Origin of the sequence: Flavonifractor sp. An112, assembly GCF_904377885.1 — a bacterium.
Taxonomy (GTDB): Bacteria; Bacillota; Clostridia; order Oscillospirales; family Oscillospiraceae; genus Flavonifractor; species Flavonifractor avicola.
The window spans coordinates 24,066-47,649 of record NZ_CAJFGT010000005.1; the positions used below are offsets into that span (position 1 = coordinate 24,066).

The following is a 23,584-nucleotide window of genomic DNA, read 5'->3' on the forward strand; positions in this document are numbered from 1 at the left end:
CAGTATGTGTAGAACGCATGACAACAATTTGTGTGCAGTTTTGTTGGGGAACGGCTTTTTCTGTTCCTTTTGCCGTGCTATACTGTTTATAGAAATCTTTGTATGGCCGGAAGGGAGCGGATAATATGCCTATGCTGGGTGCAATCCTGACCCCACATCCTCCGGTGCTGCTGCCTGAAGTGGGCAGGGGCCGGGAGTGTGAGATCAATGCCACCGGTCAGGCCATGCGTGCCGCCGCTGCAGAGGTGGCGCGGTGGAAGCCGGATGTGCTCATTGTAGCCTCACCACACACGGTTTTGTACGGAAATTATTTCCACATTGCCCCTGGAGCGGGTGCTGCGGGCGATATGTCTGCTTTTGGCGCCCCGCAGGTGCGCATTGAGGTAGAGTACGACGGGCCGCTGCGGGATGAAATTGTGCGTCGAGCCCGGGAAAAAGGTCTGGAGGCTGGCACCCTGGGCCAGCGTAACCCCGCTCTGGACCATGGAGCATTGATTCCTCTTGTTTTTCTCCGCAAAGCGGGTGTGGATTGCCCCATCATACGGATGGGCCTTTCCGGCTTCTCTCCGCTGGAGCACTACCGACTGGGACAGTGCGTGGCCGAGGCGGCAGAGGCATTGGGCCGCCGGGCCGTGTTTGTGGCCAGCGGCGATCTCTCTCATAAACTGAAAGCCGACGGCCCCTATGGATTTGCGCCGGAGGGACCGGTCTTTGACCGGCGGGTGACAGAGACTATGGCGTCGGGTGATTTTCTGCGATTTCTCACCATGGACGCAGATCTTTGCCAGCGGGCGGCTGAATGCGGCCTGCGTGCCTTCCAGATGATGTCTGGAGCCTTGGATGGGCTGGCGGTGGAGCCCCAGCTTTTGAGCCATGAGGGTACTTTCGGGGTGGGATACGCGGTGGCGTTGTTTCCGGTCACCGGACGGGACGAGGGCCGCCGGTATGCGGCCGCATTCCAGCAGGTCAGGCAGGCCCAGCTGGAGGAGAGACGTGCTAAAGAGGACCCCTGGGTAAAGCTGGCACGGTTGTCGCTGGAGACTTATGTGCGGACCGGAGATCCTCTGGGGCAGCTGCCTGCGGGATTGCCCCAGGAATTGACCAGTCAGGCGGCAGGAGCCTTTGTATCCCTCCATAAGGACGGACGGCTCCGTGGCTGCATCGGTACCATTGCGCCAACCCAGAGAAATGTGGCCTGGGAGATCATACAAAACGCCATTTCCGCCGGGATCCGAGATCCGCGGTTCCCGGCGGTGCGGGCCCGGGAGCTGGATGAGCTGGAGTACAGCGTGGATGTGTTGGGGGAGCCGGAAACTGTGGATTCCCCCGATCAGTTGGACCCCAGACAATATGGAGTCATTGTCAGCTGCGGGCAGCGGCGGGGACTGCTGCTGCCTGACCTGGAAGGTGTGGACACAGTGGCGCAGCAGCTGGATATTGCCCGGCAAAAGGGCGGGATCGGCGCGGAGGATCCGTATCAGATCCAGCGATTTCAGGTGGTGCGGCACCAATGAGCATCTCGTGTGAATTGTGTTTTCACCGCTGCCAATTAGCGGAGGGACAGACCGGGCTGTGCAGGGCCAGAGGCAACCGGGGCGGACGGATTGTCCCGCTCAATTATGGCAAGCTGACTGCGCTGGCCCTGGACCCCATTGAGAAAAAGCCGCTGCGCCGGTTCCATCCAGGCAGTATGGTACTGTCGGTGGGCAGCTTTGGCTGTAATCTGAGCTGTTCCTTCTGTCAGAATATTGAGATCGCTGGAGCAGGGGAGACATTCCCAACCAGGGATTGCACACCGGAAGAACTGGTACGGGAGGCTGTACGTTTGGCCAGCCGGGGCAATATCGGTGTGGCCTATACCTATAATGAGCCGCTGGTTGGCTATGAGTATGTGCGGGACTGCGCCGCGCTGGTACACCAGGCCGGGATGCTCAATGTGCTGGTGACCAATGGTACCATTGCAGAGGACTGGTGGCGGAAGCTGCTGCCGCTGATCGACGCGGTAAACATTGATTTGAAGGGCTTTACCGAACGATGGTACCGTGCTCTGGGAGGAGATCTGGAGAGTGTGAAACGCTCCATCTCCCTGGCTGCCGGCCGCTGCCATTTGGAGGTCACCACGCTGATTGTGCCGGGAGAAAATGACACGGAGGAGGAGATCCGGGCCCTGTCCCGATGGCTCTCCTCGGTCGATTCCCACATTCCCCTGCACATCTCCCGCTTTTTCCCCCGCCATCGTATGGCGGACCGTCCACCTACGCCGGTGGAGACGGTTTACCGCCTGGCAGATGTGGCACGGGAAGAACTGCATGATGTTTATACTGGTAACTGCTGAAAATCATCAAACAGGAGGTATCTTTTATGCGTAAGAATTTTGGAGCAAAACCCTGGACCTACCCCCAGCCGGTCTTTATCCTGGCCACCTATGGCGAAGATGGCACGGCGGACGCCATGAATGCGGCCTGGGGCGGCATCAGCGAGGAGAAAGAATTGTCCATGTGTATCAGCGCCGGTCATAAGACCACCGCCAATATTCTGGCCCGAAAGGCTTTTACAGTGAGTATGGCCACGGCAGAGCAGATGGTGGCCTGCGACTATGTGGGCATTGAGTCGGGCAATAACGTGGCCAATAAGCTGGAAAAGGCGGGCTGGCATACCAGCAAAGCAGAATTTGTGGATGCGCCCCTCATTGATGAGCTGCCTATGGCTGTGGAGTGCCGCCTGGTCAGCTATGATCCGGAGAGTTGCCGTCTGGTAGGCGAGATCGTGAATGTCAGTGCTGATGAGTCGGTTTTGGGAGAGGACGGAAAGATCGATCCGGACAAGCTGCAGCCCATTATCTTTGACCCCATCCACAATATCTACCGCAAGCTGGGTGAGAAGGCGGGCAACGCCTTCCGGGACGGGGCGCAGCTGAAGTAATCGAAGGAGAATGATTGGCGCAACAGACCTACAGTATCCTTGAATTTACAAACAAAGAAAGAACCAAGCAACAAAATGGACGCCCGGCATCAGCCGGGCGTCCAAATTATTTGCTTACGTTTTGAGAAGAGGACAGGTGATTCTGCAGTTGCTCCAGGAACAGTTCTGCCGCCTTGGAAAATGTCTGGGATTTTTTCCAGACCAGGTGCATCCCCAGCTCCAGCTTTGGCTTCAGGAGCCGGAAGCATAGGTTGCTGCCGGTGGTGTTTACCAGCTTGTCCAGGGTAAAGGCGTATCCCAGCCCCTCGTCCACCATTAACGAGGCGTTGTAGATCAGATTATAGGTGGCCACGGTGTAGAGCTCCGAGGGTTCTTTTTTGAGCCAGCGGTACAGGCCGCTTTTATTATCCACCTGCCGGGAGAGGATCAGAGGCTTGTCCCACAGATCATGGGGAGAAACGGTGTCTTGCTGGGCAAGAGGACTGTCTTGCCGCATCAGTACCCCCCAGGTGTCCTTCATAGGCAGTTCCATATAGTGGTACCTTGTTTTGTCCATGTCTCCAAGAAGGACGCCAAAATCCAACAACCCCTTGTCCAGCCGCTCGCATACGTCCACAGCGTCGCCGCTGACGATGTGGAAATGGATACCCGGGTAGCGCTCTCGCAGCTGTTTGGCAGCCCCAACGATTTGGCGCACGCCGTCTGTCTCACCGGTGCCGATATAGATATCCCCGTTGACGGTGTTGCCGGACTGCATAACCTCTTTCTCCGTCCGGTCCACCAACTCCAGAATCTCCTCCGCCCGTTTCCGCAGCAGCATACCGTCCTCGGTCAGCGTGATCTTCCGGTTGCCCCGGACCATCAGCTGCTTACCCAGCTCTTCCTCCAGCTCCTTGAGCTGCCTGGAGAGGGTGGGCTGTGTCAGGTGAAGGGATTGTGCCGCCGCTGAGATATTTTGCTCCCGTGCCACGGCCAGAAAATATTGAAGCACTCTTAACTCCATAGCGCTCACCTCTGTATAGATAATAGCATGACTTAACTATAGGTTTCAAGCATAGTAAGATATTCTATATAGGTATTTGTTATCTGAAAGCGCCGGTGATACAATGAAACCAAATACCTGAAGAATTGGGAGCGTAACATGGAGCTAGAAGAATTTTTGAATGAACTAAACAGCGGTAACGTGGTGCAGGGCGGAAGCGAGGTTCACCAATTCATGCACGGCGTCAGCCAGGAAGCCCTGCGGATTACCGCGGAGATCAACGGGAGCTATCATGAACCGGCGCAGCTGCGGGCCCTGTTTTCTCAGCTGATCGGCAAGCCGGTGGATGAGAGCTTCGGACTTTTCCCACCTTTTTACACGGACTGTGGAAAAAACATCCATATTGGAAAGAATGTGTTTATCAACGCGGGGTGCAAATTTCAGGATCAGGGCGGCATTTTTATCGAGGATGGTGCCCTCATCGGTCATAATGTGGTGCTGGCGACCCTTAACCACGTTGCCTCGCCGCAAGACCGAGGCAGCATGATCCCCGCACCGATCCGAATCGGGAAGAATGTGTGGATCGGCGCCAATGCTACCATTCTGCCTGGTGTGACCATCGGGGACGGCGCCATTGTGGCTGCCGGCGCGGTGGTGAACAGAGATGTGCCGGAGAATACCGTGGTAGGCGGCGTACCTGCAAAAGTCATACGGACCATCGGCGAGGAGGACGAAGCATGAGCAAGAAAGTTTTGGTGATTTCTACCAGCCTGCGTCACAACAGCAATTCTGATCTGCTGGCCCGGCAGTTTGTCCAGGGTGTCCAGGAGGCCGGCCATCAGGTGGAGCTGCTCTCCCTGCAGGGGAAGGAATTGCACTTTTGCAGGGGCTGTCTGGCCTGTCTGAAGCAGTCCCGGTGTGTGATTCAGGACGACGCCAACGCGATTGTGGAAAAGATGGCGGCGGCGGATGTGATTTGCTTTGCCACCCCGGTGTACTATTACGAGATGTCCGGCCAGATGAAAACCCTGCTGGACCGGGCCAATTCTCTGTACGCCGCCGACTACGCTTTCCGGGATATCTACTTGCTCACCGCCTCCGCTGAGGAGGAGGACAGCGCCTCTGACGGCCCAGTCAACGGCCTGAATGGCTGGATCGCCTGTTTTGAAAAGGCTCGGCTGGCCGGTGTGGTACGGGGCGGCGGCGTCAATGACCCGGGCGATATGGCCCGTCTGACCGAAAAGCTGGCCGAGGCCTATAAGATGGGTAAGGGCGTATGAGAACCGCGGCAAAGTGGCTGTGTATGCTCCTTGCCCTATTGGGACTGTCGGCCTGCGGCGGCAGCGTTCCAGAAGAGACACAATCTGCGGAGACGGCATCCGGTCAGGAGGAAACGGCATTGAAGATCACAGTAGGCGATGAGGAACTGCTGGCTACCTTGGAGGACAACAGCTCGGCCCGTGAATTCAAGGAGCTGCTGGCACAGGGGCCGGTGACCATCGAGATGGAAGATTACGGTGGCTTTGAAAAAGTGGGCCCGCTGGGTACCACGCTGACCCGGAATGACCGGCAGATCACCACAGAGCCGGGGGATGTGATCCTCTATCAGGGCAATCAGATTACGGTTTACTACGGCACGAATACCTGGAAATTCACCCGGCTTGCAAAGATCGATGATCCCACCGATTTGCAGGCGAAGCTGGGAGAGGGAAGGGTTCAGGTTACATTTTCTCTTGAGTAGGAGGTATTTGTTATGGCAGTGAAGCAGACGGCGGGCAGAGATGCGCTGGGTGAGTTTGCTCCGAAATTTGCGGAGTTGAATGACGACGTATTGTTTGGACAGGTGTGGAGCCGGGAGGACAAACTCTCCCTGCGGGATCGTTCTCTGGTCACGGTTGTGGCTCTGATGGCTCAGGGGCTGGTGGACAGCTCCTTCCAGTATCACCTGAGCACTGCCAAGCAAAACGGTATTACCCGCCAGGAGATTGCGGAGATTTTGACTCATGCTGCCTTTTACGCAGGTTGGCCCAAAGCCTGGGCGGCCTTCCGTATGGCCAAGGAAGTGTGGGCCGAGGATGCCGGCGATGATGGTAAGGCCATGCACCAGAAAGAAATGGTGTTTCCCATCGGGGCGCCCAACGACGGGTTCTCTCAGTACTTCGTGGGCCAGAGCTACCTGCAGCCCCTCTCTGCCAGCCAGGTTGGGGTGTATAATGTGACCTTCGAGCCAGGCTGCCGGAACAACTGGCACGTCCATCACGCTGACAAGGGCGGCGGGCAAATTTTGATTTGCGTAGCCGGCCGAGGCTGGTATCAGGAGTGGGGGAAGGAGGCCAGGGAGCTGCATCCCGGCGATGTGGTCAACATTCCCACCGGCGTCAAGCACTGGCATGGCGCCGCATCGGACAGCTGGTTTTCCCATCTTGCCCTGGAAGTGCCTGGTGAAAACTGCTCCAATGAGTGGCTGGAGGCAGTTTCCGAGACCGAGTACAGCAAACTGGGTTGATTTTTATCCTGCAAAAAGGCTCCCGCCAGTCTGGCGGGAGCCTTTTTGTGCAGAAAACTCTGTAAAAACTTATGTATACTGCGTGGAACTATCTTGGGCGGAATAAAAGGAAAACAGCAAATATTATAAAATTTCCGTTCAAAACTTGTCGAACAGCAGGATTTCTGTTATGCTATTATCAATCGCATCATCCAAGACAGAACAGAGTCCAACGCAGAAAGGAAAGTCCATGGTTAGAAAGAAAGCAGTATCCGGGTTGCTGGCAGGCGCACTGCTGGCAGCCATGATTCCTCTGTCCTTTGGCGGAACGGTCCAAGCCGCGGGGAGCAGCGGGTCCTTTGCCGACGTAGCTCCCGGCATATGGTATGCCGGCGCGGTATCCTATGTGTATGACAACGGTTTGATGAGCGGTATTTCCGGCAGTATGTTTGCGCCGGAATTGTCCATGAGCCGGGCCATGCTGGCCACGGTGCTCTACCGGATGGCAGGCAGTCCGGCAGTGAGTGGTAAGGACAATTTTACCGATACAGAGAACGATACCTGGTACTCCGACGCGGTGCTGTGGGCCCAACAAAACGGCTATGTGACCGGGTACAGCAGCCAGACCTTTGGTACCAACGACCCTGTGACCCGGGAGCAGGTGGCCACCATTTTGTGGCGCTATGCAGGCAGCCCAGACGCCAGCGCCGGTACACCCTATGCCGATGCGGACGAGATCTCGTCCTGGGCGGTTCCCGCAGTGGACTGGGCCCAGGCGGAGCAGGTGATCAGCGGTAAGCCGGGAAATTGCTTTGATCCCTCCGGCCAGGCAACCCGGGCGGAGACAGCGGTTATTCTGACCCGCTACGACCAGAACAGCCAGCCGGAGCCGGAGCCCACGCCTACCCCGACTCCAACTCCGACTCCAACTCCAACTCCAACTCCAACGCCTACGCCTACTCCTACACCTACTCCCACGCCTACTCCCACGCCAACACTTACACCGGAACCCACCCCCAGCGAAAGCCCGGATCCGGAACCTACTCCCAGTGAAACACCGGAGCCAACGCCTACGCCTACTCCAATGCCCATCCCATCCAACCCCTATGACAGCGAGGCGTTTTATGTCAATGAGGACGGCTTCCTCAGCTACGATGGAGATGCGGAAAGCCATGTGGGCATCGATGTCTCCTCCCACCAGGGCAAGATCGACTGGGACCTGGTGGCGGAATCCGGAGTGGAATTTGCCATCATTCGGGTAGGTTATCGAGGGTATACCGTGGGTAAGATCGTGCAGGACCCCTATTTTACGTATAACATAGAAAACGCCACCCGAGCGGGTATCGATGTGGGGGTTTACTTCTTCTCCCAGGCGGTCAACGAGGAAGAAGCAATGGAGGAGGCCTATCAAACCCTGGAGTGGATCGAGGGATATGATGTGACCTATCCGGTGGTATTTGACTGGGAGTATGTCAGCGACAGCAGCAGCCGTACATACAACATGACCTACCAGGAGATCATTGACTGTACCAAGGCCTTTAACCAGGTGATCCAGGATGAGGGATATCAGCCCATGGCCTACAGCAATCCCAATCTGGTAAACAAGGGGTTTGACCTCTCTCAGCTGCAGGACTATCCTTTCTGGCTGGCTCACTATACCACCGGCTGGAAGCCCACCACATTCCCGTATTACTATGATATGTGGCAGTATTCCAGCAGCGGAACGGTAAGCGGGATCGAGGGTAAGGTGGATCTGAACATCTGCCTGGTGGATCTGAAGAAAAACAATCGAAAGTAAGAAAAGATCGGGGGTGCGGCAATCCGCTGCACCCCCATCTTTTTTAGAATGATATTGACATATGCCGGAAATAAGCGTATGATGAAGCTATAATAATTGGCATATGCCGGGAAAAGGAGCGACGAACCATGAAGATCGCAGTTGCCAGCGTGGGAACAGAGGTAGGGGGCCACTTCGGCCATTGTGAACATTTCCGTATCTACACTGTGGAGGACGGCAAGATTCTGGGGGAGGAGCTGGTACCCAATCCGGAGCACAAGCCCGGATTCCTGCCCAATTTCCTGGGGGATATGGGGGTTGAAGTAGTCATTGCCGGAGGCATGGGTGCCCACGCCGTGTCTCTGTTCCAGCAGCGGAACATCAAGACCATGATGGGGGTCCAGGGGGACGCCCGCACCGCCGTGGAGCAGTACCTGAAAGGGGAGCTGAAGTCCACCGATGCCGTCTGCCACCACCATGATCACGAACACGAGCATCATCACGACCACAACTGCGGTGGTCATCATCACGACGCATAAAAAATGGACAAAAGGGGTCCCGCCGGTTTACCGGCGGGACCCCTTTTGCGTTGTGAGATTACAGCCCGTCGTGGTTGACGGCCCGGTTGATGGCGGACAGGATGCCCTTCAGAGGAGCCAGGTTGATGTTGTGGCTCATGCCCACACCGAACCAGTCCCGGCCCTCCTCATCCTGGAGGTGGATGTAGGCCACAGCCTGGGAGTCGGAGCCCTGCTTGATGGCGTGCTCCTTATAGTCGATGAAGGTGAAGCGGTCCATCTTCTGACCGTGGATAGCGTTGAAGAAGGCGTCAATAGGGCCATTACCCGAGCCCTGAACCTGGAATACCGTGTCGGTGTGGCGAAGGGTACCGGCAAAGGTGACGTGGGAGTGGCCCTCCTCATCGGTAAACTCAGCAAAGGAGTGGCGCACCATCTCGTAGGGCTTGACGGCGTCGATGTAGTGGGTCTTGAACAGGTCGTAAATGGCCTCCGGTTTGAGCTCCTTGCCCACCCGGTCGGTCTCCACCTGAACGATGTGGCCGAACTCGGGGTGCATGGCCTTGGGCAGATCGAAACCGAAGGAGTGCTGCATGACGAAGGCGGAGCCGCCCTTGCCCGACTGAGAGTTGATGCGGATGATGGGCTCATACTGCCGTCCCACATCGGCGGGGTCGATGGGCAGATAGGGCACCTCCCAGTACTCGGTGCCGCTCTCCTCCATGTAGCGGGTGCCCTTGTTGATGGCGTCCTGGTGGGAGCCGGAGAAGGCGGTGAACACCAGCTCGCCCACATAGGGCTGCCGCTCACCGATCTTCATCTTGGTGACCTTCTCGTACACATCCCGGATCTTGTTGATGTTGGAGAAGTCCAGCTTGGGGTCCACGCCCTGAGTGTACAGGTTGAGAGCCAGGGTGACCATATCCACGTTGCCGGTGCGCTCACCATTGCCGAAGAGGGTGGCCTCCACACGCTCGGCGCCTGCCAGCAGACCCATCTCGGCGGTGGCTACGCCCTCGCCGCGGTCGTTGTGGGGATGGAGGGAGATGATGGCGCATTCCCGGCTGGGCAGCTTGTCGATGAAGTACTCAATCTCATCGGCAAAGTAGTTGGGCATACAGTTTTCCACCGTAGTGGGCAGGTTGAGGATGATCTTGTGGTCGGGGGTGGCCCCGATGGCCTCGATGACCGCCTGGCAGATCTCCACGGCGGCGTCCATCTCGGTGCCCATGAAGGACTCGGGGGAATACTCGTACCGGAGATCCATACCGGCGTCGATGGCGGGCTGGCTCAGCTCCCGGATGAGTTGGGCGGCGTCCACGGCGATCTTGGTGACGCCGGCCACGTCGGTGTGGAACACCACCTTCCTCTGGAGGGTGGAGGTGGAGTTATAGAAATGGAAGATAACGTGCTTGGCTCCGTCTATGGCCTCAAAGGTCTTGCGGATCAGATGCTCTCTGGCCTGGACCAGCACCTGGATGGTCACGTCGTCGGGGATGTGGCCGCCCTCAATGAGGGTGCGGATGAACTCATACTCGGTCTCGGAGGCGGAGGGGAAGCCCACCTCGATTTCCTTCACGCCGATGTCTACCAGCGTGTGGAACAGCTCCAGCTTCTCTTCCACGTTCATGGGATCGATAAGGGCCTGGTTGCCGTCCCGCAGGTCCACGGAGCACCAGACGGGGGGCGCCTTCAATTCCTTGTCGGGCCAGGCGCGCTTTTCCATTTTCAGCGGGACGAAGGGAATGTACTTTTCCTGTGCGGGTTTCATAATAGCAGTTCCTCCTTGGGCCAGGGAATAAGAAAAACCCCTGACCAGATTATGGTCAGGGGCGTAAGATACGCGGTACCACCCTGCTTCCGCCCGCCGTCACCGGCGGACGCTCATGGCCTCCAACAAGGCCCCGGCCGATAACGTGGCCGTGACGGCCTGCCCTACAACAGCAGCTTCAGGCAGGCGGCTCCGGGATCAGTATCCGCACGCTTTCCTCCGCCGGTTCGCACCAACCACCGGTTCTCTGAGGGGGACGGAACGTGCCTTCTTCCCATCATTGCCTGTTCTGGGATTTGATTGTTACCCATTCTAGCCGAACCGTCCGGTTTTGTCAAGAGGCAGTTTCCGACCAGGAGAGCACATGGGAGGGGGAGTTGTTGGTATAGACACCATAAAGTTTATACACATCTGCGGGCAGACTGAACTGATAGGTCCCCAGATAGGCCAGCCCGTCCCGATCGTATACAGACAGAAAGAACGAGGTGTTCTTTTCGTCCCCTGCGTAATAGGAGTCGGCAAAGATCAGCCGGTGGCTTTCATGGTCATAGAGGGAGGAGGTGGTGCTGTACCGGGCATACCCGGTCAGCTCATCGGCTGACGGATAGTAGGTGGGGGTGTATTGGTTGTGGAGGTCCCCGGTCAGATCTACCTTCCAGCCCCCCTGGCCGTCGGGAACCAGTACCGCGAAGGGGCCTTTGCCGGTGAAAACCACCAGATAGTCTCCATGCCATAGGGTACTGAGGATCTCCTGATCCTCTGTCCAGGGGAAGAGAGGCAGATGGACCACCACCTGGCCGTTTTTGGGGTCCAGCTGGGTGAAAAACAGCGTGTTCTCTTCCAAAGTCAGCAGATAGAGGCAGTCGTCTCCCTCCGGGCCGCCAAAGAGACGGACCACCTGCCCGCCATCGGGTATGGAGTAGAGGGTAGAGATGGCGGCGGATTCTCCGCTGGTGCCGGTGAGGGCGTATATCCCCCAGCCGCCGGGAATATGACTGGTGTCCAGCAGGTCGACCTGGTCACCTCCGGGAATGAGAGCGAAATAGGTAATATAGTCCCGCATCACAGTCTGGGTAGATAGACTCAAGTCATATTCCAGGTCAAAATCATAACCACAGAGCTGGCCGCTCTTCTCGTCGGTCTCCAGAGAGATGATGGCATATGTGCTCTTGGACAGAGGAAAGAAAAAGTAGTCTTCCACCAACTGGATCAGCTGCTTGGATGTCAGCGGGTTGTGTATAAATTGGGTGAAAGAGCCGGAAACCTCCAGGGGATAGTGATCGGTATAGTCGGACAGGTCCACCCGCTGTTGCGAAACGGCGACGTTGGGCCGGTTACTCTGGATCTGCTTTAAAAGAGCGAGCAGAGAAGGGGAGAGCTGCTTCTCTATAGAGGAATGACTGCTTATGCTATGTCTGGAGAGCTCGATATTAAAATAGTTTCCCCAAGAAAAGTTATCCTCTGCAAAGTGGGCAGCCTGGGAAAAGGTGCAGAGGGTCTCACCCTGCTCCGGGCTGTCCGCCGGAAAGGACTGGCGCCAGAAGAGGTGATTTTGATACTCAGTGTAGCTGGTGACCTGGACGCCGGCGGCAGCTGCCGGGTCCCCTGCCAGGGTGGTGGCAGAGACGGTCACGTCTGTACCCTGTTGCTGTAGCTGAGCATTGGTCCAGCCCAGCAGTCCGCCGAAGGCGGCCACCAGAGCCAGAAGCAGAGCAAGAGCGCTTTTCATCCCTCTCCCTCCTCCTTGCCGGTGAGCTGATCCAGGGCCTGACTGACCCGGTCAGCCTTGTAGCGGTAGGTCTCTTTCACATAGTCCATGAGGCTCTTGCCCTGTTCCTCCAGATCCAGGGTGGAGGCGTCTCCCACCAGCTTGCCTTTTTGCAGCAGCACGGCCCGGCTGATGAAGTGCTGTACCTCCTCCAGCAGGTGGGTGGACAGCAGGATGGTTTCGTTGGGTTCCAGAATACCCAGCAGTACCTTGTAGAAGTCCTCCCGGTTGAAGATGTCGTTGCCGGCGAAGGGCTCATCCATCAGGATGTAGTCGGCGCCCTGACACAAGGCCAGGATCACCTCAAACTGGTTCTTCTGGCCGGTGGAAAACCGGCGGATGGCCTTGTGGGCAGGCAGCTCGAAGAAGTCCAGCAGAGCGTGGAAGCGTTTTTGACGGAAGGTAGGAAACTGGCTGGTGAGAAAAATTCTGTGCTCCTCTGCGGTCAGGTTGGGGAAGAAGGAGTGCTCGCAGGTGGCGAAGGACAGGCGGGCGATGTTGGCCCGGTTTACCGGAGCGCCGTCCAGGGTGATTTGGCCCTGATAGGATAGCAGGCCCAGGATACACTTGAGCAGCGTGGTTTTGCCGGCGCCGTTCTCCCCAAACAGTCCTACGATTTCCCCAGGGCCTATGGTGAGGGACAGATCATCCACCGCTATGGTGGAGCCGAAGTATTTTTTACGAACCTGATGCAGTTCAAGCATAGCAGCCTCCAATCCAGTAGAAGGGGAAGGAACCCCAACAGTTGGGGGGGAAGTGACCGTCCGGCGTCCCGTAACGGTAGGTGAGGGCGCACAGCAGAAGCAGCAGGCCCCACAGCAGCGCGCAGGCGGCCAGGCCTACCAGAGGGATCAGGACCACCCGCCGCCACAGCTCCCAGCGGTTGGGGAGCAGCTTCATGCGGTAGATGCTGCGGCTGCCCAGCTTATGCCATGCATAATGAAGAAAGAGGGAGACGATGAGGCAGAGGGCCACCAGAGTCAGCCCCAGAGATATCCCGCCCAGCAGGCGGGAGAATGGGGCAATGACCGAACCCTCAATGAGTTTTGGGACCCACTTGCCGTCGATCCGGACGGACGTGTAGAGCTCATTTTTGGCGGAAGAAAAGGAGGCAAGAAACCGGAAATAACCGATGGCGAAGGCGACCCCCAGCCCGCCCAGTGTGATCTGGAGGGCCTGCCTGCCGGGAAAACCCAGAGGATAGACGCGTTCAGGTGTCCACATAGCGAGCCCTCCCTATCAGATTGTAGGTGACGATGATCAGAGCTGTCACAAAGACGGCCAGCTGGAAGATGGCTACCATGATATTATTTGGTACCTTAGCGTACACATTGGGCAGACTGGCAACAAAATCGCTGCCCGGTCTCGGTAAACCAAAGGCACCGATGTCGGCAGGGAAGCTAAGACCGGCAAAAACGGCCAGGGGCACGACGGTAAAGGGTTTATCGCCCCGCCGCCAGTGGTAGGAGCAGGTGGCTGCCGCCATGGCCAGCGCCGCCAGCATCACCACATTGCGGATGTAGATGGGCCAGTCCAGGCCGGGCAGAATTCCGTGAAACCATCCGCTGTAATAAAACACCAGCATGGGAAAGGCGTCGTCTGAGAGGGCGCAGAAGCGCAGGGCAATATACCATGCCGCTGCGATCTGCCCGCCCCAGTAGATCAGCAGGCAGAGGAAGTGGTGAAGGGCGAATATCAGGGTGGCCCGCTCCTCTCCACAGGGCAGGCGGCGGAGGGTATAGCCCAGCTTGCTGCCGCCCCGCTCCATGCCGAAGGAGGCCAGCGACAGACAGATCAGCACCAGACCTACGGTAAACAGCAGATGGAACAGGGAATTCTGCATAAAACCATATAGACTCACTTTGTTCAGCATGGAAATGGCCAGTGCTACCTGGGCGGCACTGGTGCCGGCGGTGATCAGGATCACTTGCCACAGCCGGGAGCGGGCGGCTACCATCAACAGGTTCACATATTGTCTCATGTTTCCTCCTCCTTTCGGTCCCACAGCCGGTCGATCAGCTCCAGAGCGGCCTCTTTCTCCAGCCCGGACTGCCGCAGAGAGCGGACAAAACCGGCGATCTCCTGCTCCAACAGTTTGGCCCTGAGAGCCTCCGCCCGGTCCGGCGGGGCGCACACTTCACTTTTGGCCCCCGAGCGGGAGGTGATGAGCCCCTCCTCCTCCAACAGGCGGTAGGCCTTCTGCACTGTGTTGGGGTTGACACCCAGCTGGGCCGACAGCACCCGGCGGGAGGGCAGTTCCTCGCCGTCGGCAATGGTGCCCGCCGCCACGCCCCGCTCCACATAGCGGACGATCTGCAGATAGATGGGCAGACCGTCCGCCGGGACGAAGCCGCCAAAGTCACACATGGCCATACCACCTCCTAACTGTATTACTGAACTAGTACACTTTCTAACTGTATTATATGAGTAATACGGTTGCCTGTCAAGTACTATGAGGCCTTTTCTTTTTCAGCCATTTCCGCTATACTATACGGGATATCGACAAAGCGAGGGAACAATATGCTGTTATCGGCGGAACAACTGACTAAGACCTACGGGACACGGAGTCTGCTGGACTCTGTCTCGTTTTATGTGGAGCCGGGGGACAAGGTGGGTATCATCGGCGTCAACGGATGCGGAAAATCCACCCTGCTGCGGCTGTTGGCCGGGGCGGAGGAGCCGGACGGAGGTACCGTTCGTCCCGACCCCAATGTGCGCCTGGCCTACCTGCCTCAGAACCCGGTATTTCCCGGGGAACATACCGTGCTGGAGCAGGTGCTGCTGGGGCTGGACGGGGACGATCGCGCCCTGGCGGAATATGAGGCCAAGACCATTCTAAACCAGCTGGGGGTACCCCGGTTCGACCAGAAGATGGAGGAACTGTCCGGCGGAGAGCGCCGCCGGGTGGCCCTGGCGGCGGTGCTGGCCCGGCCCTGCGATGTGCTGTTGCTGGACGAACCCACCAACCATCTGGACGACCGGATGGTTGGCTGGCTGGAGGACTATTTGAGAGGCTGGAAGGGCGCTCTGGTGATGGTCACCCACGACCGGTATTTTCTGGAGCGCATCGTCACGAAAATGGTGGAGGTGGAGGGCGGCAAGCTCTACACCTATGAGGGTAACTATGACAAATATCTGGAGCGGAAGGCGGCCCGGCTGGAACGTGAAAAGGCCAGTGAGCGCAAGCGCCAGGCCATCCTCCGACGGGAGTACCAGTGGGTGATGCAGGGCCCCACTGCCCGGGGTACCAAGAGCCGGGAGCGGCTTGAGCGGTACGAGGCCCTGAAGGCCCAGACCGGCCCCACGGAAAAAAGTACCTTGGAACTGTCCGCCCGTGCCAGCCGTCTAGGGAAAAAGACAGTGGAGCTTGCGGGGGTCACCAAGGCCTTCGGGGACCGGACCGTGGTCCGGGACTTTGACTGTATGCTGCTGCGGGATGACCGTATCGGCATCGTGGGCTCCAATGGCAGCGGAAAATCCACCCTGCTCAACCTGATGGCGGGGACTCTGGCTCCCGATTCTGGTACCGTGGAGGTGGGCGAGACGGTCCGCTTCGGCTACTTCCGCCAGGAAGTGCCCGACATGGACGGGGATATCCGGGTCATCGACTATGTGAAGGAGATTGGCAATAACATTGAGACGGCAGAGGGAATGCTCACCGCCTCCCAGCTGCTGGAGCAGTTCCTTTTCCCGGTGGAGGTCCAGTGGTCCCCCATCTGCAAGCTGTCCGGCGGGGAGAAGCGGCGGCTCTATCTGCTCTCAGTGCTGGCGGCCGCTCCCAATGTGCTGCTGCTGGATGAGCCCACCAACGACCTGGATATTCAGACCCTGTCCATTCTGGAGGACTATCTGGACACCTTCCCCGGCGCGGTGATTGCCGTATCCCACGACCGCTACTTCCTGGACCGGGTGGTGCGGCGGGTGTTTGCCGTAGAGGGGGATGGCTCTGTGCGGGCCTATCCCGGCGGATATACCGAGTATCTGGACGCCAAGCGGGCGGAGGAGAAGGCCAAAGCCCCCAAGATGCCTGCCTCTGACAAGGGGAAGGAGCGTACTTCCTCTCCCAAGAAGCTGAAGTTCAGCTACAAGGAGCAGCGGGAGTTTGAGACCATCGACGACGACATCGCCGCTCTGGAGAAGCAGATTGCCCAGGTCCAGGCGGAGCAGGCTGCCAAGGCCACCGACTATGTGGCCCTCCAGGAGATCCAGGAGAAGCAGAGCCAGCTGGAGGCCGCCCTGGAGGAGAAGATGGAGCGCTGGGTCTATCTCAATGACTTGGCGGAGCGGATTGCCGCCCAGGAGAAGTAGCCCGCCGTCCTCAGAACCAAAGCAAGGAGAATCCCATGACAAGAGTATGGAAATTTGTGGTGGCCATTGTGCTGGTGTGCGCCCTGGCATTGGCAGGCATGGCCATCCGTACCCAGACCAGCGCCGGGAAGAATGAAGTAAAGAATCCCGACCAATTCCGGGCGGTGTGGGTGAGCACGGTGTACCGGCTGGACTATCCCAGCAAGGCCACCACCGACCCGGCGGTGCTGAAGGCGGACGCGGACAAGATCTTGCAGACCTGCGCCGATATGGGCATGACCGCCGTGATCTTACAGGTGCGGCCCTCCGCCGACGCCCTCTATCCCTCCAGTTACTATCCCTGGAGCGCCGATCTGACGGGCCGACAGGGTCAGGCCCCGGCAGATGGCTTTGATCCCCTGGCCTACTGGGTGGAGAAAGCCCATGAGATGGGGCTGGAGCTTCATGCCTGGATCAACCCATTCCGAGTGACTAAGGGAGGCCAGTCCGAGTACGACAGCCTGACTGCCGACCATCCGGCCAAGGTCCACCCGGACTGGGTGGTGGAGTACGACGGCAAATACTATTTTGATCCCGGTCTGCCGGAGGTGCGGGAGTACATCATTCAGAGCGCCGAGGAGTTGGCCCGTAATTACGACATCGACGGCATCCACATGGACGACTACTTCTATCCCGGCGCAAACTTTGACGACGCCGACACCTATGCCCAGTACGGCAGCGGCTTCTCCGACATTGGGGATTGGCGTCGGGACAATGTGAACCAGCTGGTGAAGGAGATGGGGGAGCGGCTCCACGCCATTGATCCCGATTTGTCTTACGGCATCAGCCCCTCCGGCGTGTGGGCCGACAAGAGCAGCCAGTCCCAGGGCTCCAATACCACCGGCGGCTTTGAGAGCTACTATGCCTCCTACGCCGACAGCCGGAAGTGGGTGCAGGAGGAGTGGATTGACTACATCTGCCCCCAGGTCTACTGGTATATCGGTCATAAAAGTATGGACTATGAGACCATCGTCAAGTGGTGGGCAGACACAGTAAGGGGTACAGATGTTTCCCTTTACATTGGTATGGGCGACTACCAGGCGGGCAACACTGATCCCAGCAGTCCCTGGTACGGTGTGGAGGCCATCCGGCAGCAGCTGGAGCTCAACGAGACCATTGCCCAGGTGGATGGTGAAGTTCACTTCCGATATCAGTTTTTGGCGCAGAATGGGGAATTGCAGAAGCTTTATAAGGAATTTTATGCGCCTCAGCTGGAAGCAGCTCTAAATACGGCGGACCATATGGCCTATGTACAGGGCAGCAATGGACAGTTCCACCCGGACAGCTCTCTGACCCGGGGAGAGGCGGTGACGATGCTGACCCGGCTGGCGGTGGATCGTAATGGGAAACCACTTTACAGTTATGAGGAGGGCACCGGCGGCTTTTCCGACGTGAGTCTGGGGGACTGGTACAGCTCCTATGTCCATTTTGCCCGGAAATACGGCATTGTCCAGGGCTATGAGGACGGAACCTTCCGCCCCACCCAACCAGTCCGCCGGGCGGAGCTGGTGAAGATGGTGTGCGGATTCTTTGCTGTTACTGGCGGCAGCCACGCCTTTCCCGATGTGCCGGCCAGCTATTGGGCGGCTCGGGAGATCGCTTTTGCCGCTGCCCAGGGGTGGATCTCCGGCGGCACCGATGGTACCTTCCAGCCGGGCCGCAATGTGACAAGAGCGGAGGCAGTAAAGATCCTCAACCGTGCCATGGACCGGCAGGCGGGTGAGCGGGACATAGCGGCCCCCTTCACCGATGTGCGCGTGGACCACTGGGCCTACCATGAGATTCTGGAGGCCTCGGTGACCCACGACTATGAAAAGCACAGCCAGGGGGAGACCTGGCTGTAAAACAGGAAAGGCTCCCGGCGCTGCCGGGAGCCTTTTTGGAAGTCAGAAGAAACTTTACAGTCTTTTACCAAAAGGTGATGGAAAGCGCGAGGCAGGCCAAGTACAATAGAGACACCGGATGTTTTCAGACAAGCCGGAACCGCCGGGGCAAGCACCCGGACAGAGCAGAAAGGGGTTTCCGCTATGATTCCGTGTCAACAGACCTGTTCCAGTTACTGCGAAGGCTGTCACAAAAGCTGTGCCCAGTGGGCGAATTTTCAACAGCAGAAGAGCCGGGAGCGCCAGGCAAAAAAGGACTATCTCAAGTATTATAACGAGCTGTGCGGTGCGGTGGCACGGCAATTCAAGGCTATTGGCGCGGTGTATATGGCCCGTTGAAGTACATATAGAGAAAAAGCAGCACGCCCCCCACATGGGAGGGCGTGCTGTTCTTTTTATTCCAATCCTACCAGGGCAGACTGGGCCAACAGGGCGGCGGCCAGAGGCAGGGCGCCGTCATCGGTGCGGAAGTGCTCGTTGTGCCAGCAGGGATTAAACTGGCCGGGGAAGCCGGAGCCCAGCCAATAGAAAAAGGCGGGCACATCCTGCCCAAAGACGGCGAAGTCCTCCGAACCCATGTCGGGGGCAGGGGAGACCACATGAGCCTCATCCACCAGAGCCAGAGCCGCCTTTCTGGCCAGAGCGGTCATGGCGGGGGAGTTGACAGTGGCGGGCACACCGGGGTGGAACTCCACCTCGGCGGTGCACCCGTAGGCGGCCGATACTCCCAGAGTCAGCTCACGCAGCCGCTCCTCGGCATGGCGGTGGGCGGCGGTTCCGTGGGCCCGGATGCTTCCTGTCATGGTGAGCACGTCGGGGACGAAATTGTCCGGGGTGCCGGCGTGGATAGACAGCACGGAGCACACCAGGCTTTCCAGGGGATCGGTGTTGCGGCTCACCACCGTTTGAAGGGCGTTGACCACCGCCGCACCGGCTACGATCACGTCGGTACATTTGTGGGGGGAGCCGCCGTGGCCGGAGATACCATGGAGGGTGATAACAAAGTGGCTCTTGCCCGACATCACCGGCCCTTCCATCACGGCGATCTGTCCGGCGGGCAGCTCAGGCCGGTTGTGCAGGCCGAAGAGGCAGTCAGGCTTGGCGGGCAGCTTGTCCCACAGCCCGTGGTCGATCATGGCCTGGGCCCCCTGGGTGACCTCCTCGGCGGGCTGGAAGAGAAAGACCACGTTGCCCGCCAGCTGATCCCGGCGCTGGGCCAGCAGGCAGGCTGCGCCATACAGCCCTACGGTATGGAAATCGTGGCCGCAGCCGTGCATCAGCCCGTTACACTGGGACATGGCCCCGTCGTGGGCGGCTTCCTGCTGGGCGATAGCATCAATGTCGGCCCGGAGGGCCACAGTCTTACCGGGGTGGGCTCCCCGCAGCAGGGCTACCACGCCGGTGTCCATGCCCAGGTCGATGACTTCCAGCCCTAAGGCGGTCAGTTTTTCTTTTAAAATTCCAGTGGTGCGCACCTCCTGAAAGCTCAGTTCGGGGTGGCGGTGGAGGTCGTCCTTCATGGCCCGCAGCTGAGGCTCCATGGCCTTGGCCTGCTCCAACAGTGTCAAAGAAATCATTTCCTTTCCGTTGCCTGTACTTTAAAACGGTAGTATAATTAACTATTATGCATCCGTCGTATCCAAACGGCGGAGCCGGGGTTCCCTATAGGTATACCCCAAATTCATCCAAATTGCAAGAGAAGAGGTGACCGGCCACGCAAGCCCGGACCCAGAATGATTTTTCCAAGGGCAGTATGGCCCGCAATATCGTCTATATGGCGGTGCCCATGACGGTGGCTCAGCTCATTAATATCCTGTACAACGTGGTGGACCGGATGTACCTGGGCCGTCTGCCGGGGCACCTGGCCCTGACGGGACTGGGGCTGTGTCTGCCCATCATCTCCATCTTGATGGGTTTTGCCAACTTGTGCGGCATGGGTGGCTCCCCGCTGTGTTCCATCTGCCGGGGCAGAGGAGAGAATGAGGAAGCGGAGCAGATTATGGGCAATTCCTTCTCTCTGCTGCTGCTGTTTGGCACATCCCTCACAGTTTTGTGTCTCATCTTCCGCCGGCCGATTCTCTATCTGTTCGGGGCCAGCGATGTCACCTTCCCCTATGCCAACGATTACCTGACCATTTACATTCTGGGTACCCTCTTCGTTATGATCAGCCTGGGTATGAACCCCTTCATTAACGCCCAAGGTTTCAGCCGTATGGGTATGATTACGGTAGCTGTGGGTGCGGTGGTCAACATTGTATTGGACCCTATCTTCATTTTCCTGCTGGACATGGGGGTAAAGGGGGCCGCGCTGGCCACGGTGATCTCCCAGGCCTGCTCGGCGTTGTGGGTGCTGAAATTTCTCACCGGGAAAAAGGCCATCCTCAAGCTGCGGTTGTCTGCCCTTCGACTCAAAGCGGAGCGGGTCAGGCGTATTTTAAGCCTGGGTACCTCTGGGTTTGTCATGTCCATGACCAACAGTCTGGCCCAGGTGTTGTGCAACGCCAGCCTGGAGGCCTACAGCGGCGATCTGTATGTAGGCGTTATGACGGTGATCAACTCCATTCGGGAGATCATTACCATGCCGGTCCAGGGCATTACCAACGGCTGCCAGCCGGTGCTGGGCTACAATTATGGGGCAGGTCAGTATCAACGGGTACGCCAGGGTATCCGTTTTACCACGGTGTTGACGGTAGTATATTCAGTGGCGGTCTGGGCGGTGGTGATGCTGCTGCCCGAACCTCTGATCCGTATCTTCAACAATGAGCCGGATCTCATTGCCGCCGGTATCCCCGCCTTCCGCATCTACTTTGCCACCTTCTTCTTTATGTCCTTCCAGTTCATTGGCCAGTCGGTCTTTGTGGGGCTGGGCCGGTCCAAAAACGCCATCTTCTTTTCTTTGCTCCGCAAGGCCTTCATTGTGGCGCCCCTCACCCTGATCCTGCCTGCGGTGGGTTTTGGGGCAGACGGTGTGTTCCTGGCCGAGCCTATTTCCAATGTGCTGGGTGGTCTGGCCTGTATCCTCACTATGTATTTCACGGTTTACCGGCGGTTAGGTCGGGAATGAGTTTTGGGGCGTCGTTCAGACGCCCCAAAATTTTTTTCTTCCTGGTGAGATTTTTTGCCCCTCCGGGGGATATTCCTGATGAAAGGCCTTTCAAACCAACCCACAGAAAGGGAGTAGTCATGACCGACGAGACATTTGAACAGGCGGCCCGGACCTATGGCGATATGCTCTACCGGGTGGCCTACCACGCCCTGCGGAGCCGGGCGGACGCGGAGGACGTGGTGCAGACGGTGCTCCTCAAGCTCTACCAGCAGGATGGCTTTGAGAGCGAGGACCACCTGAAGCATTGGCTGCTGCGGGTGGCGGTCAATGAGAGCCGGAAGGTGATGCGTTCCTTCTGGCGCCGCCGGGCGGTACCGCTGGAGGAGCGGGACGAGGCGCCCCTTCCGGCGGAGGACCGCCGGGAAGAGGTGTTTCAGGCGGTGATGGCGCTGGATGGAAAGTACCGCCTGACCATCTACCTCTACTACTACGAGGGTTGCTCCGTCAAGGAGACGGCGGCGGCCATGGGGGTCAATCCCTCCACCGTACAGACCTGGCTCCAGCGGGCCCGGGCCCGGCTGCGCCGGACGCTTTCCGAAGAAGAGGAGGGGAACGACGATGTTCGACCACAACGCATACCGTGAACGATGCTCGGAGCTTCACGTCTCCGAAGAAGCCCTACAGGAGGTCATTGAAATGGCAGAACAGAAACAGAAGAAGCCGGTCCGTCGCCCGCTGCGGGTGGGCCTGATCGCCGCCGTGGTAACGGTGGCTCTGATGGTGACCGTAAGCGCCGCCAACCCGGAGGCCCTGGAGTGGCTCTCCGCCACCATCCGCTCGTCCGCCTCTATCGGAGATTACCGGGAAGAGATCGTGATGGATGACACCGGCGAGACCATCACCGCTTTGCGGCTGCCTGATACGGCGGTAGAGGAGAGAGACGGCCGCATCATCCTTACCGTGGACGGGGAGGAGACGGACATCACCGAGGCCATGGAGCGGGACGGCAGCTACCTCTGGACCCGGGAGGATGAGGGAGCCAAGGTTTCCGTCCAGGTGACCCTGGATGAGGACGGAAAGCCTGTGGCTGTCTCCCATGTGACACTGCCCGACGGTACCGGACAGGACGCCAACATGGCTATGGTCACAGAGATCAGCGGAGTGGAATAAGACGCAAAGGACCCGGACGGCAGCCGCCGCCCGGGTCCTGTTTTATTATTGTCCCGCCAGGAAGGCGCGTACCTCGTCCAGCCGGGCCATGCCCTCGTCGTAGCCGTCCTGCCACAGGGCCTGGATCTTGGCCACATCCCGCTCAGTGCGGCTGAAGCCCTGGGTATTGTGAGGAGCAAAGAGAAGCACCCGCCCCTCCTTTTCCAGCTGAAAGAGCTTTTCCCGGGCCTCGTTGTAGGTATCTGCCCGGCGGCGCATGGTGTCGCAGAAGTTGGGGTACTTCCGGTAAACCCGGTCAATGAGAGGCTGGAGCTTCTCTGGCTGCCGCCGGAAGTCCCGCTCCCGGGTGAGTACCACGATCAGCCGGTCGCAGCCCTTCTCAAAGGCTCGGTCAAAGGGAATGGCGTCCGCCGCGCCGCCGTCCATGAATGGTTTGCCGTCAATGTGGAAAATAGGGAAGAGGAAGGGCAGGGCACAAGTGGCCTGGAGGATGGTAAAGCTCTTGTCGTTGCCGTCCACCGGCAAATATTCTGCCTTGCCGGTGTCAAGGTTGGTGACCGCTGCTTCCACTTCACCGGGGAATGCACGGTAGGTGTCATAGTCAAAGGGGATCAGCTCGTTCGGAATGGTGTCATAGACGAACTTCAGACCGAAATATGCCTTGTTGTCCCGGCGGAGCAGGTTGCCCATGCTCATGTACCGCTTATCATTGACGTAGTTTACCATAATGTCAAGGTTGCGGCGGATCTGCCTGGACACATAACTGACACCATAAGCGATCCCGGCGGAAACGCCGATGACATAGTCCGTCATAATATCGCCGGTGAGCAGGGCGTCACACACACCGGAAGAAAAGATGGTACGAATGGCTCCACCCTCCAGCACGATCCCGGTCTTCATGGACAACACATCCTT

24 protein-coding genes and 1 other annotated feature are annotated in these 23,584 nt (G+C 58.4%); of the genes, 15 read left to right on the forward strand and 9 right to left on the reverse strand.

Annotation, left to right across the window (positions count from 1 at the left end; all coding sequences use genetic code 11):
* The first annotated feature begins 125 nt into the window (after positions 1-125).
* From amrA to IHN22_RS01460, 3 genes are read left to right on the forward strand one after another with little or no spacing between them, the layout of a single operon-like run.
* A complete protein-coding gene (gene amrA / locus IHN22_RS01450) occupies positions 126-1,514 on the forward strand; it encodes an AmmeMemoRadiSam system protein A (protein WP_191433154.1) in 1,389 nt (462 codons plus the stop codon).
* Positions 1,511-2,335, forward strand: a complete 825-nt coding sequence (gene amrS / locus IHN22_RS01455; protein ID WP_087389456.1) for an AmmeMemoRadiSam system radical SAM enzyme — start codon at positions 1,511-1,513, stop codon at positions 2,333-2,335. The genes amrA and amrS overlap by 4 nt, the downstream gene beginning before the upstream one ends.
* A 26-nt stretch (positions 2,336-2,361) precedes the next feature.
* The gene (locus IHN22_RS01460) at positions 2,362-2,922 is read left to right on the forward strand and encodes a flavin reductase family protein (protein WP_191433155.1); all 561 of its coding nucleotides are present in this window, start codon (positions 2,362-2,364) and stop codon (positions 2,920-2,922) included.
* Positions 2,923-3,028: 106 nt separating this feature from the next.
* On the opposite strand, the gene IHN22_RS01465 is transcribed toward IHN22_RS01460, so the two are convergent.
* Positions 3,029-3,925 carry a LysR family transcriptional regulator gene (locus IHN22_RS01465; protein ID WP_191433156.1) on the reverse strand — a complete coding sequence of 299 codons (897 nt, stop codon included), beginning with the start codon at positions 3,923-3,925 and terminating at the stop codon, positions 3,029-3,031.
* A 138-nt stretch (positions 3,926-4,063) separates the two neighbouring features.
* On the opposite strand from IHN22_RS01465, the gene IHN22_RS01470 reads away from it, so the two are divergent.
* From IHN22_RS01470 to IHN22_RS01495, 6 genes are all read left to right on the forward strand, one after another.
* Positions 4,064-4,645, forward strand: a complete 582-nt coding sequence (locus IHN22_RS01470; protein ID WP_087265770.1) for a sugar O-acetyltransferase — start codon at positions 4,064-4,066, stop codon at positions 4,643-4,645.
* Positions 4,642-5,184, forward strand: coding sequence for a flavodoxin family protein (locus IHN22_RS01475; protein ID WP_191433157.1), 543 nt, complete (start codon positions 4,642-4,644; stop codon positions 5,182-5,184). Before IHN22_RS01470 ends, IHN22_RS01475 begins: the two co-directional genes overlap by 4 nt.
* A gap of 119 nt (positions 5,185-5,303) precedes the next feature.
* On the forward strand, positions 5,304-5,645 hold the full coding sequence (locus IHN22_RS01480) for a cyclophilin-like fold protein (protein ID WP_300985282.1): 342 nt from the start codon (positions 5,304-5,306) through the stop codon (positions 5,643-5,645).
* 12 nt (positions 5,646-5,657) lie between these two features.
* Entirely contained in the window at positions 5,658-6,410 is a 753-nt protein-coding gene (locus IHN22_RS01485; RefSeq protein WP_087188182.1) for a carboxymuconolactone decarboxylase family protein, read from the forward strand.
* A gap of 229 nt (positions 6,411-6,639) precedes the next feature.
* Positions 6,640-8,187 carry a GH25 family lysozyme gene (locus IHN22_RS01490; protein ID WP_191433159.1) on the forward strand — a complete coding sequence of 516 codons (1,548 nt, stop codon included), beginning with the start codon at positions 6,640-6,642 and terminating at the stop codon, positions 8,185-8,187.
* 128 nt (positions 8,188-8,315) lie between these two features.
* A complete protein-coding gene (locus tag IHN22_RS01495; protein WP_087188184.1) occupies positions 8,316-8,705 on the forward strand; it encodes a NifB/NifX family molybdenum-iron cluster-binding protein in 390 nt (129 codons plus the stop codon).
* Between the two features lie 58 nt (positions 8,706-8,763).
* Here IHN22_RS01495 and leuA read toward each other — a convergent pair whose 3' ends face one another.
* The 6 genes from leuA to IHN22_RS01525 form a co-directional block, all read right to left on the reverse strand.
* Positions 8,764-10,455 (reverse strand): 2-isopropylmalate synthase, encoded by a 1,692-nt coding sequence (gene leuA / locus IHN22_RS01500; RefSeq protein WP_087265760.1) that lies wholly within the window; start codon positions 10,453-10,455, stop codon positions 8,764-8,766.
* A 54-nt stretch (positions 10,456-10,509) separates the two neighbouring features.
* Positions 10,510-10,745: a binding site (T-box leader), on the reverse strand.
* Between the two features lie 44 nt (positions 10,746-10,789).
* Complete coding sequence (locus tag IHN22_RS01505; protein WP_191433160.1) at positions 10,790-12,184, reverse strand: hypothetical protein; 1,395 nt, start codon at positions 12,182-12,184, stop codon at positions 10,790-10,792.
* The gene (locus IHN22_RS01510) at positions 12,181-12,927 is read right to left on the reverse strand and encodes an ABC transporter ATP-binding protein (protein ID WP_087188187.1); all 747 of its coding nucleotides are present in this window, start codon (positions 12,925-12,927) and stop codon (positions 12,181-12,183) included. The genes IHN22_RS01505 and IHN22_RS01510 overlap by 4 nt, the downstream gene beginning before the upstream one ends.
* Complete coding sequence (locus tag IHN22_RS01515) at positions 12,920-13,447, reverse strand: hypothetical protein (protein WP_191433161.1); 528 nt, start codon at positions 13,445-13,447, stop codon at positions 12,920-12,922. Before IHN22_RS01515 ends, IHN22_RS01510 begins: the two co-directional genes overlap by 8 nt.
* Positions 13,434-14,204: a hypothetical protein gene (locus IHN22_RS01520; protein WP_191433162.1), complete on the reverse strand. Its 771-nt coding sequence runs from the start codon at positions 14,202-14,204 to the stop codon at positions 13,434-13,436. Before IHN22_RS01520 ends, IHN22_RS01515 begins: the two co-directional genes overlap by 14 nt.
* The gene (locus IHN22_RS01525) at positions 14,201-14,596 is read right to left on the reverse strand and encodes a GntR family transcriptional regulator (RefSeq protein WP_300985284.1); all 396 of its coding nucleotides are present in this window, start codon (positions 14,594-14,596) and stop codon (positions 14,201-14,203) included. Before IHN22_RS01525 ends, IHN22_RS01520 begins: the two co-directional genes overlap by 4 nt.
* A 147-nt stretch (positions 14,597-14,743) precedes the next feature.
* Between IHN22_RS01525 and IHN22_RS01530 the strand changes: the two genes are divergently transcribed.
* From IHN22_RS01530 to IHN22_RS01540, 3 genes are all read left to right on the forward strand, one after another.
* Positions 14,744-16,531: an ABC-F family ATP-binding cassette domain-containing protein gene (locus IHN22_RS01530; RefSeq protein ID WP_191433163.1), complete on the forward strand. Its 1,788-nt coding sequence runs from the start codon at positions 14,744-14,746 to the stop codon at positions 16,529-16,531.
* A gap of 35 nt (positions 16,532-16,566) precedes the next feature.
* The gene (locus IHN22_RS01535; protein WP_191433164.1) at positions 16,567-18,414 is read left to right on the forward strand and encodes a family 10 glycosylhydrolase; all 1,848 of its coding nucleotides are present in this window, start codon (positions 16,567-16,569) and stop codon (positions 18,412-18,414) included.
* A 183-nt stretch (positions 18,415-18,597) separates the two neighbouring features.
* Positions 18,598-18,792 (forward strand): hypothetical protein, encoded by a 195-nt coding sequence (locus tag IHN22_RS01540; protein WP_087188192.1) that lies wholly within the window; start codon positions 18,598-18,600, stop codon positions 18,790-18,792.
* Positions 18,793-18,848: 56 nt separating this feature from the next.
* Here the strand turns inward: IHN22_RS01540 and IHN22_RS01545 are convergent, their stop codons facing one another.
* Positions 18,849-20,030: a M20 metallopeptidase family protein gene (locus IHN22_RS01545; protein ID WP_191433165.1), complete on the reverse strand. Its 1,182-nt coding sequence runs from the start codon at positions 20,028-20,030 to the stop codon at positions 18,849-18,851.
* 176 nt (positions 20,031-20,206) lie between these two features.
* Between IHN22_RS01545 and IHN22_RS01550 the strand changes: the two genes are divergently transcribed.
* From IHN22_RS01550 to IHN22_RS01560, 3 genes are all read left to right on the forward strand, one after another.
* A complete protein-coding gene (locus IHN22_RS01550; protein WP_191433166.1) occupies positions 20,207-21,517 on the forward strand; it encodes an MATE family efflux transporter in 1,311 nt (436 codons plus the stop codon).
* A 119-nt stretch (positions 21,518-21,636) separates the two neighbouring features.
* The gene (locus tag IHN22_RS01555) at positions 21,637-22,143 is read left to right on the forward strand and encodes an RNA polymerase sigma factor (protein ID WP_087188195.1); all 507 of its coding nucleotides are present in this window, start codon (positions 21,637-21,639) and stop codon (positions 22,141-22,143) included.
* Positions 22,144-22,195: 52 nt separating this feature from the next.
* The gene (locus tag IHN22_RS01560) at positions 22,196-22,669 is read left to right on the forward strand and encodes a hypothetical protein (protein WP_087265740.1); all 474 of its coding nucleotides are present in this window, start codon (positions 22,196-22,198) and stop codon (positions 22,667-22,669) included.
* Positions 22,670-22,714: 45 nt separating this feature from the next.
* Here IHN22_RS01560 and IHN22_RS01565 read toward each other — a convergent pair whose 3' ends face one another.
* Positions 22,715-23,569, reverse strand: a complete 855-nt coding sequence (locus IHN22_RS01565; RefSeq protein ID WP_191433167.1) for a patatin-like phospholipase family protein — start codon at positions 23,567-23,569, stop codon at positions 22,715-22,717.
* Between the last annotated feature and the right edge of the window lie 15 nt (positions 23,570-23,584).

Bases quoted from the DNA above. Each gene is read 5' to 3' on its own strand.
- IHN22_RS01535 (WP_191433164.1), top strand. From the start codon at position 16,567: ATGACAAGAGTATGGAAATTTGTGGTGGCCATTGTGCTGGTGTGCGCC.
- IHN22_RS01525 (WP_300985284.1), bottom strand. From the start codon at position 14,596: ATGGCCATGTGTGACTTTGGCGGCTTCGTCCCGGCGGACGGTCTGCCC.
- IHN22_RS01470 (WP_087265770.1), top strand. From the start codon at position 4,064: ATGGAGCTAGAAGAATTTTTGAATGAACTAAACAGCGGTAACGTGGTG.
- amrS (WP_087389456.1), top strand. From the start codon at position 1,511: ATGAGCATCTCGTGTGAATTGTGTTTTCACCGCTGCCAATTAGCGGAG.
- IHN22_RS01545 (WP_191433165.1), bottom strand. From the start codon at position 20,030: ATGATTTCTTTGACACTGTTGGAGCAGGCCAAGGCCATGGAGCCTCAG.
- IHN22_RS01565 (WP_191433167.1), bottom strand. From the start codon at position 23,569: ATGAAGACCGGGATCGTGCTGGAGGGTGGAGCCATTCGTACCATCTTT.
- IHN22_RS01550 (WP_191433166.1), top strand. From the start codon at position 20,207: ATGGCCCGCAATATCGTCTATATGGCGGTGCCCATGACGGTGGCTCAG.
- IHN22_RS01515 (WP_191433161.1), bottom strand. From the start codon at position 13,447: ATGTGGACACCTGAACGCGTCTATCCTCTGGGTTTTCCCGGCAGGCAG.
- IHN22_RS01560 (WP_087265740.1), top strand. From the start codon at position 22,196: ATGGCAGAACAGAAACAGAAGAAGCCGGTCCGTCGCCCGCTGCGGGTG.
- IHN22_RS01485 (WP_087188182.1), top strand. From the start codon at position 5,658: ATGGCAGTGAAGCAGACGGCGGGCAGAGATGCGCTGGGTGAGTTTGCT.
- IHN22_RS01520 (WP_191433162.1), bottom strand. From the start codon at position 14,204: ATGAGACAATATGTGAACCTGTTGATGGTAGCCGCCCGCTCCCGGCTG.
- IHN22_RS01510 (WP_087188187.1), bottom strand. From the start codon at position 12,927: ATGCTTGAACTGCATCAGGTTCGTAAAAAATACTTCGGCTCCACCATA.
- IHN22_RS01475 (WP_191433157.1), top strand. From the start codon at position 4,642: ATGAGCAAGAAAGTTTTGGTGATTTCTACCAGCCTGCGTCACAACAGC.
- amrA (WP_191433154.1), top strand. From the start codon at position 126: ATGCCTATGCTGGGTGCAATCCTGACCCCACATCCTCCGGTGCTGCTG.
- IHN22_RS01490 (WP_191433159.1), top strand. From the start codon at position 6,640: ATGGTTAGAAAGAAAGCAGTATCCGGGTTGCTGGCAGGCGCACTGCTG.
- IHN22_RS01460 (WP_191433155.1), top strand. From the start codon at position 2,362: ATGCGTAAGAATTTTGGAGCAAAACCCTGGACCTACCCCCAGCCGGTC.
- IHN22_RS01540 (WP_087188192.1), top strand. From the start codon at position 18,598: ATGATTCCGTGTCAACAGACCTGTTCCAGTTACTGCGAAGGCTGTCAC.
- IHN22_RS01465 (WP_191433156.1), bottom strand. From the start codon at position 3,925: ATGGAGTTAAGAGTGCTTCAATATTTTCTGGCCGTGGCACGGGAGCAA.
- IHN22_RS01555 (WP_087188195.1), top strand. From the start codon at position 21,637: ATGACCGACGAGACATTTGAACAGGCGGCCCGGACCTATGGCGATATG.
- IHN22_RS01495 (WP_087188184.1), top strand. From the start codon at position 8,316: ATGAAGATCGCAGTTGCCAGCGTGGGAACAGAGGTAGGGGGCCACTTC.
- IHN22_RS01530 (WP_191433163.1), top strand. From the start codon at position 14,744: ATGCTGTTATCGGCGGAACAACTGACTAAGACCTACGGGACACGGAGT.
- IHN22_RS01505 (WP_191433160.1), bottom strand. From the start codon at position 12,184: ATGAAAAGCGCTCTTGCTCTGCTTCTGGCTCTGGTGGCCGCCTTCGGC.
- leuA (WP_087265760.1), bottom strand. From the start codon at position 10,455: ATGAAACCCGCACAGGAAAAGTACATTCCCTTCGTCCCGCTGAAAATG.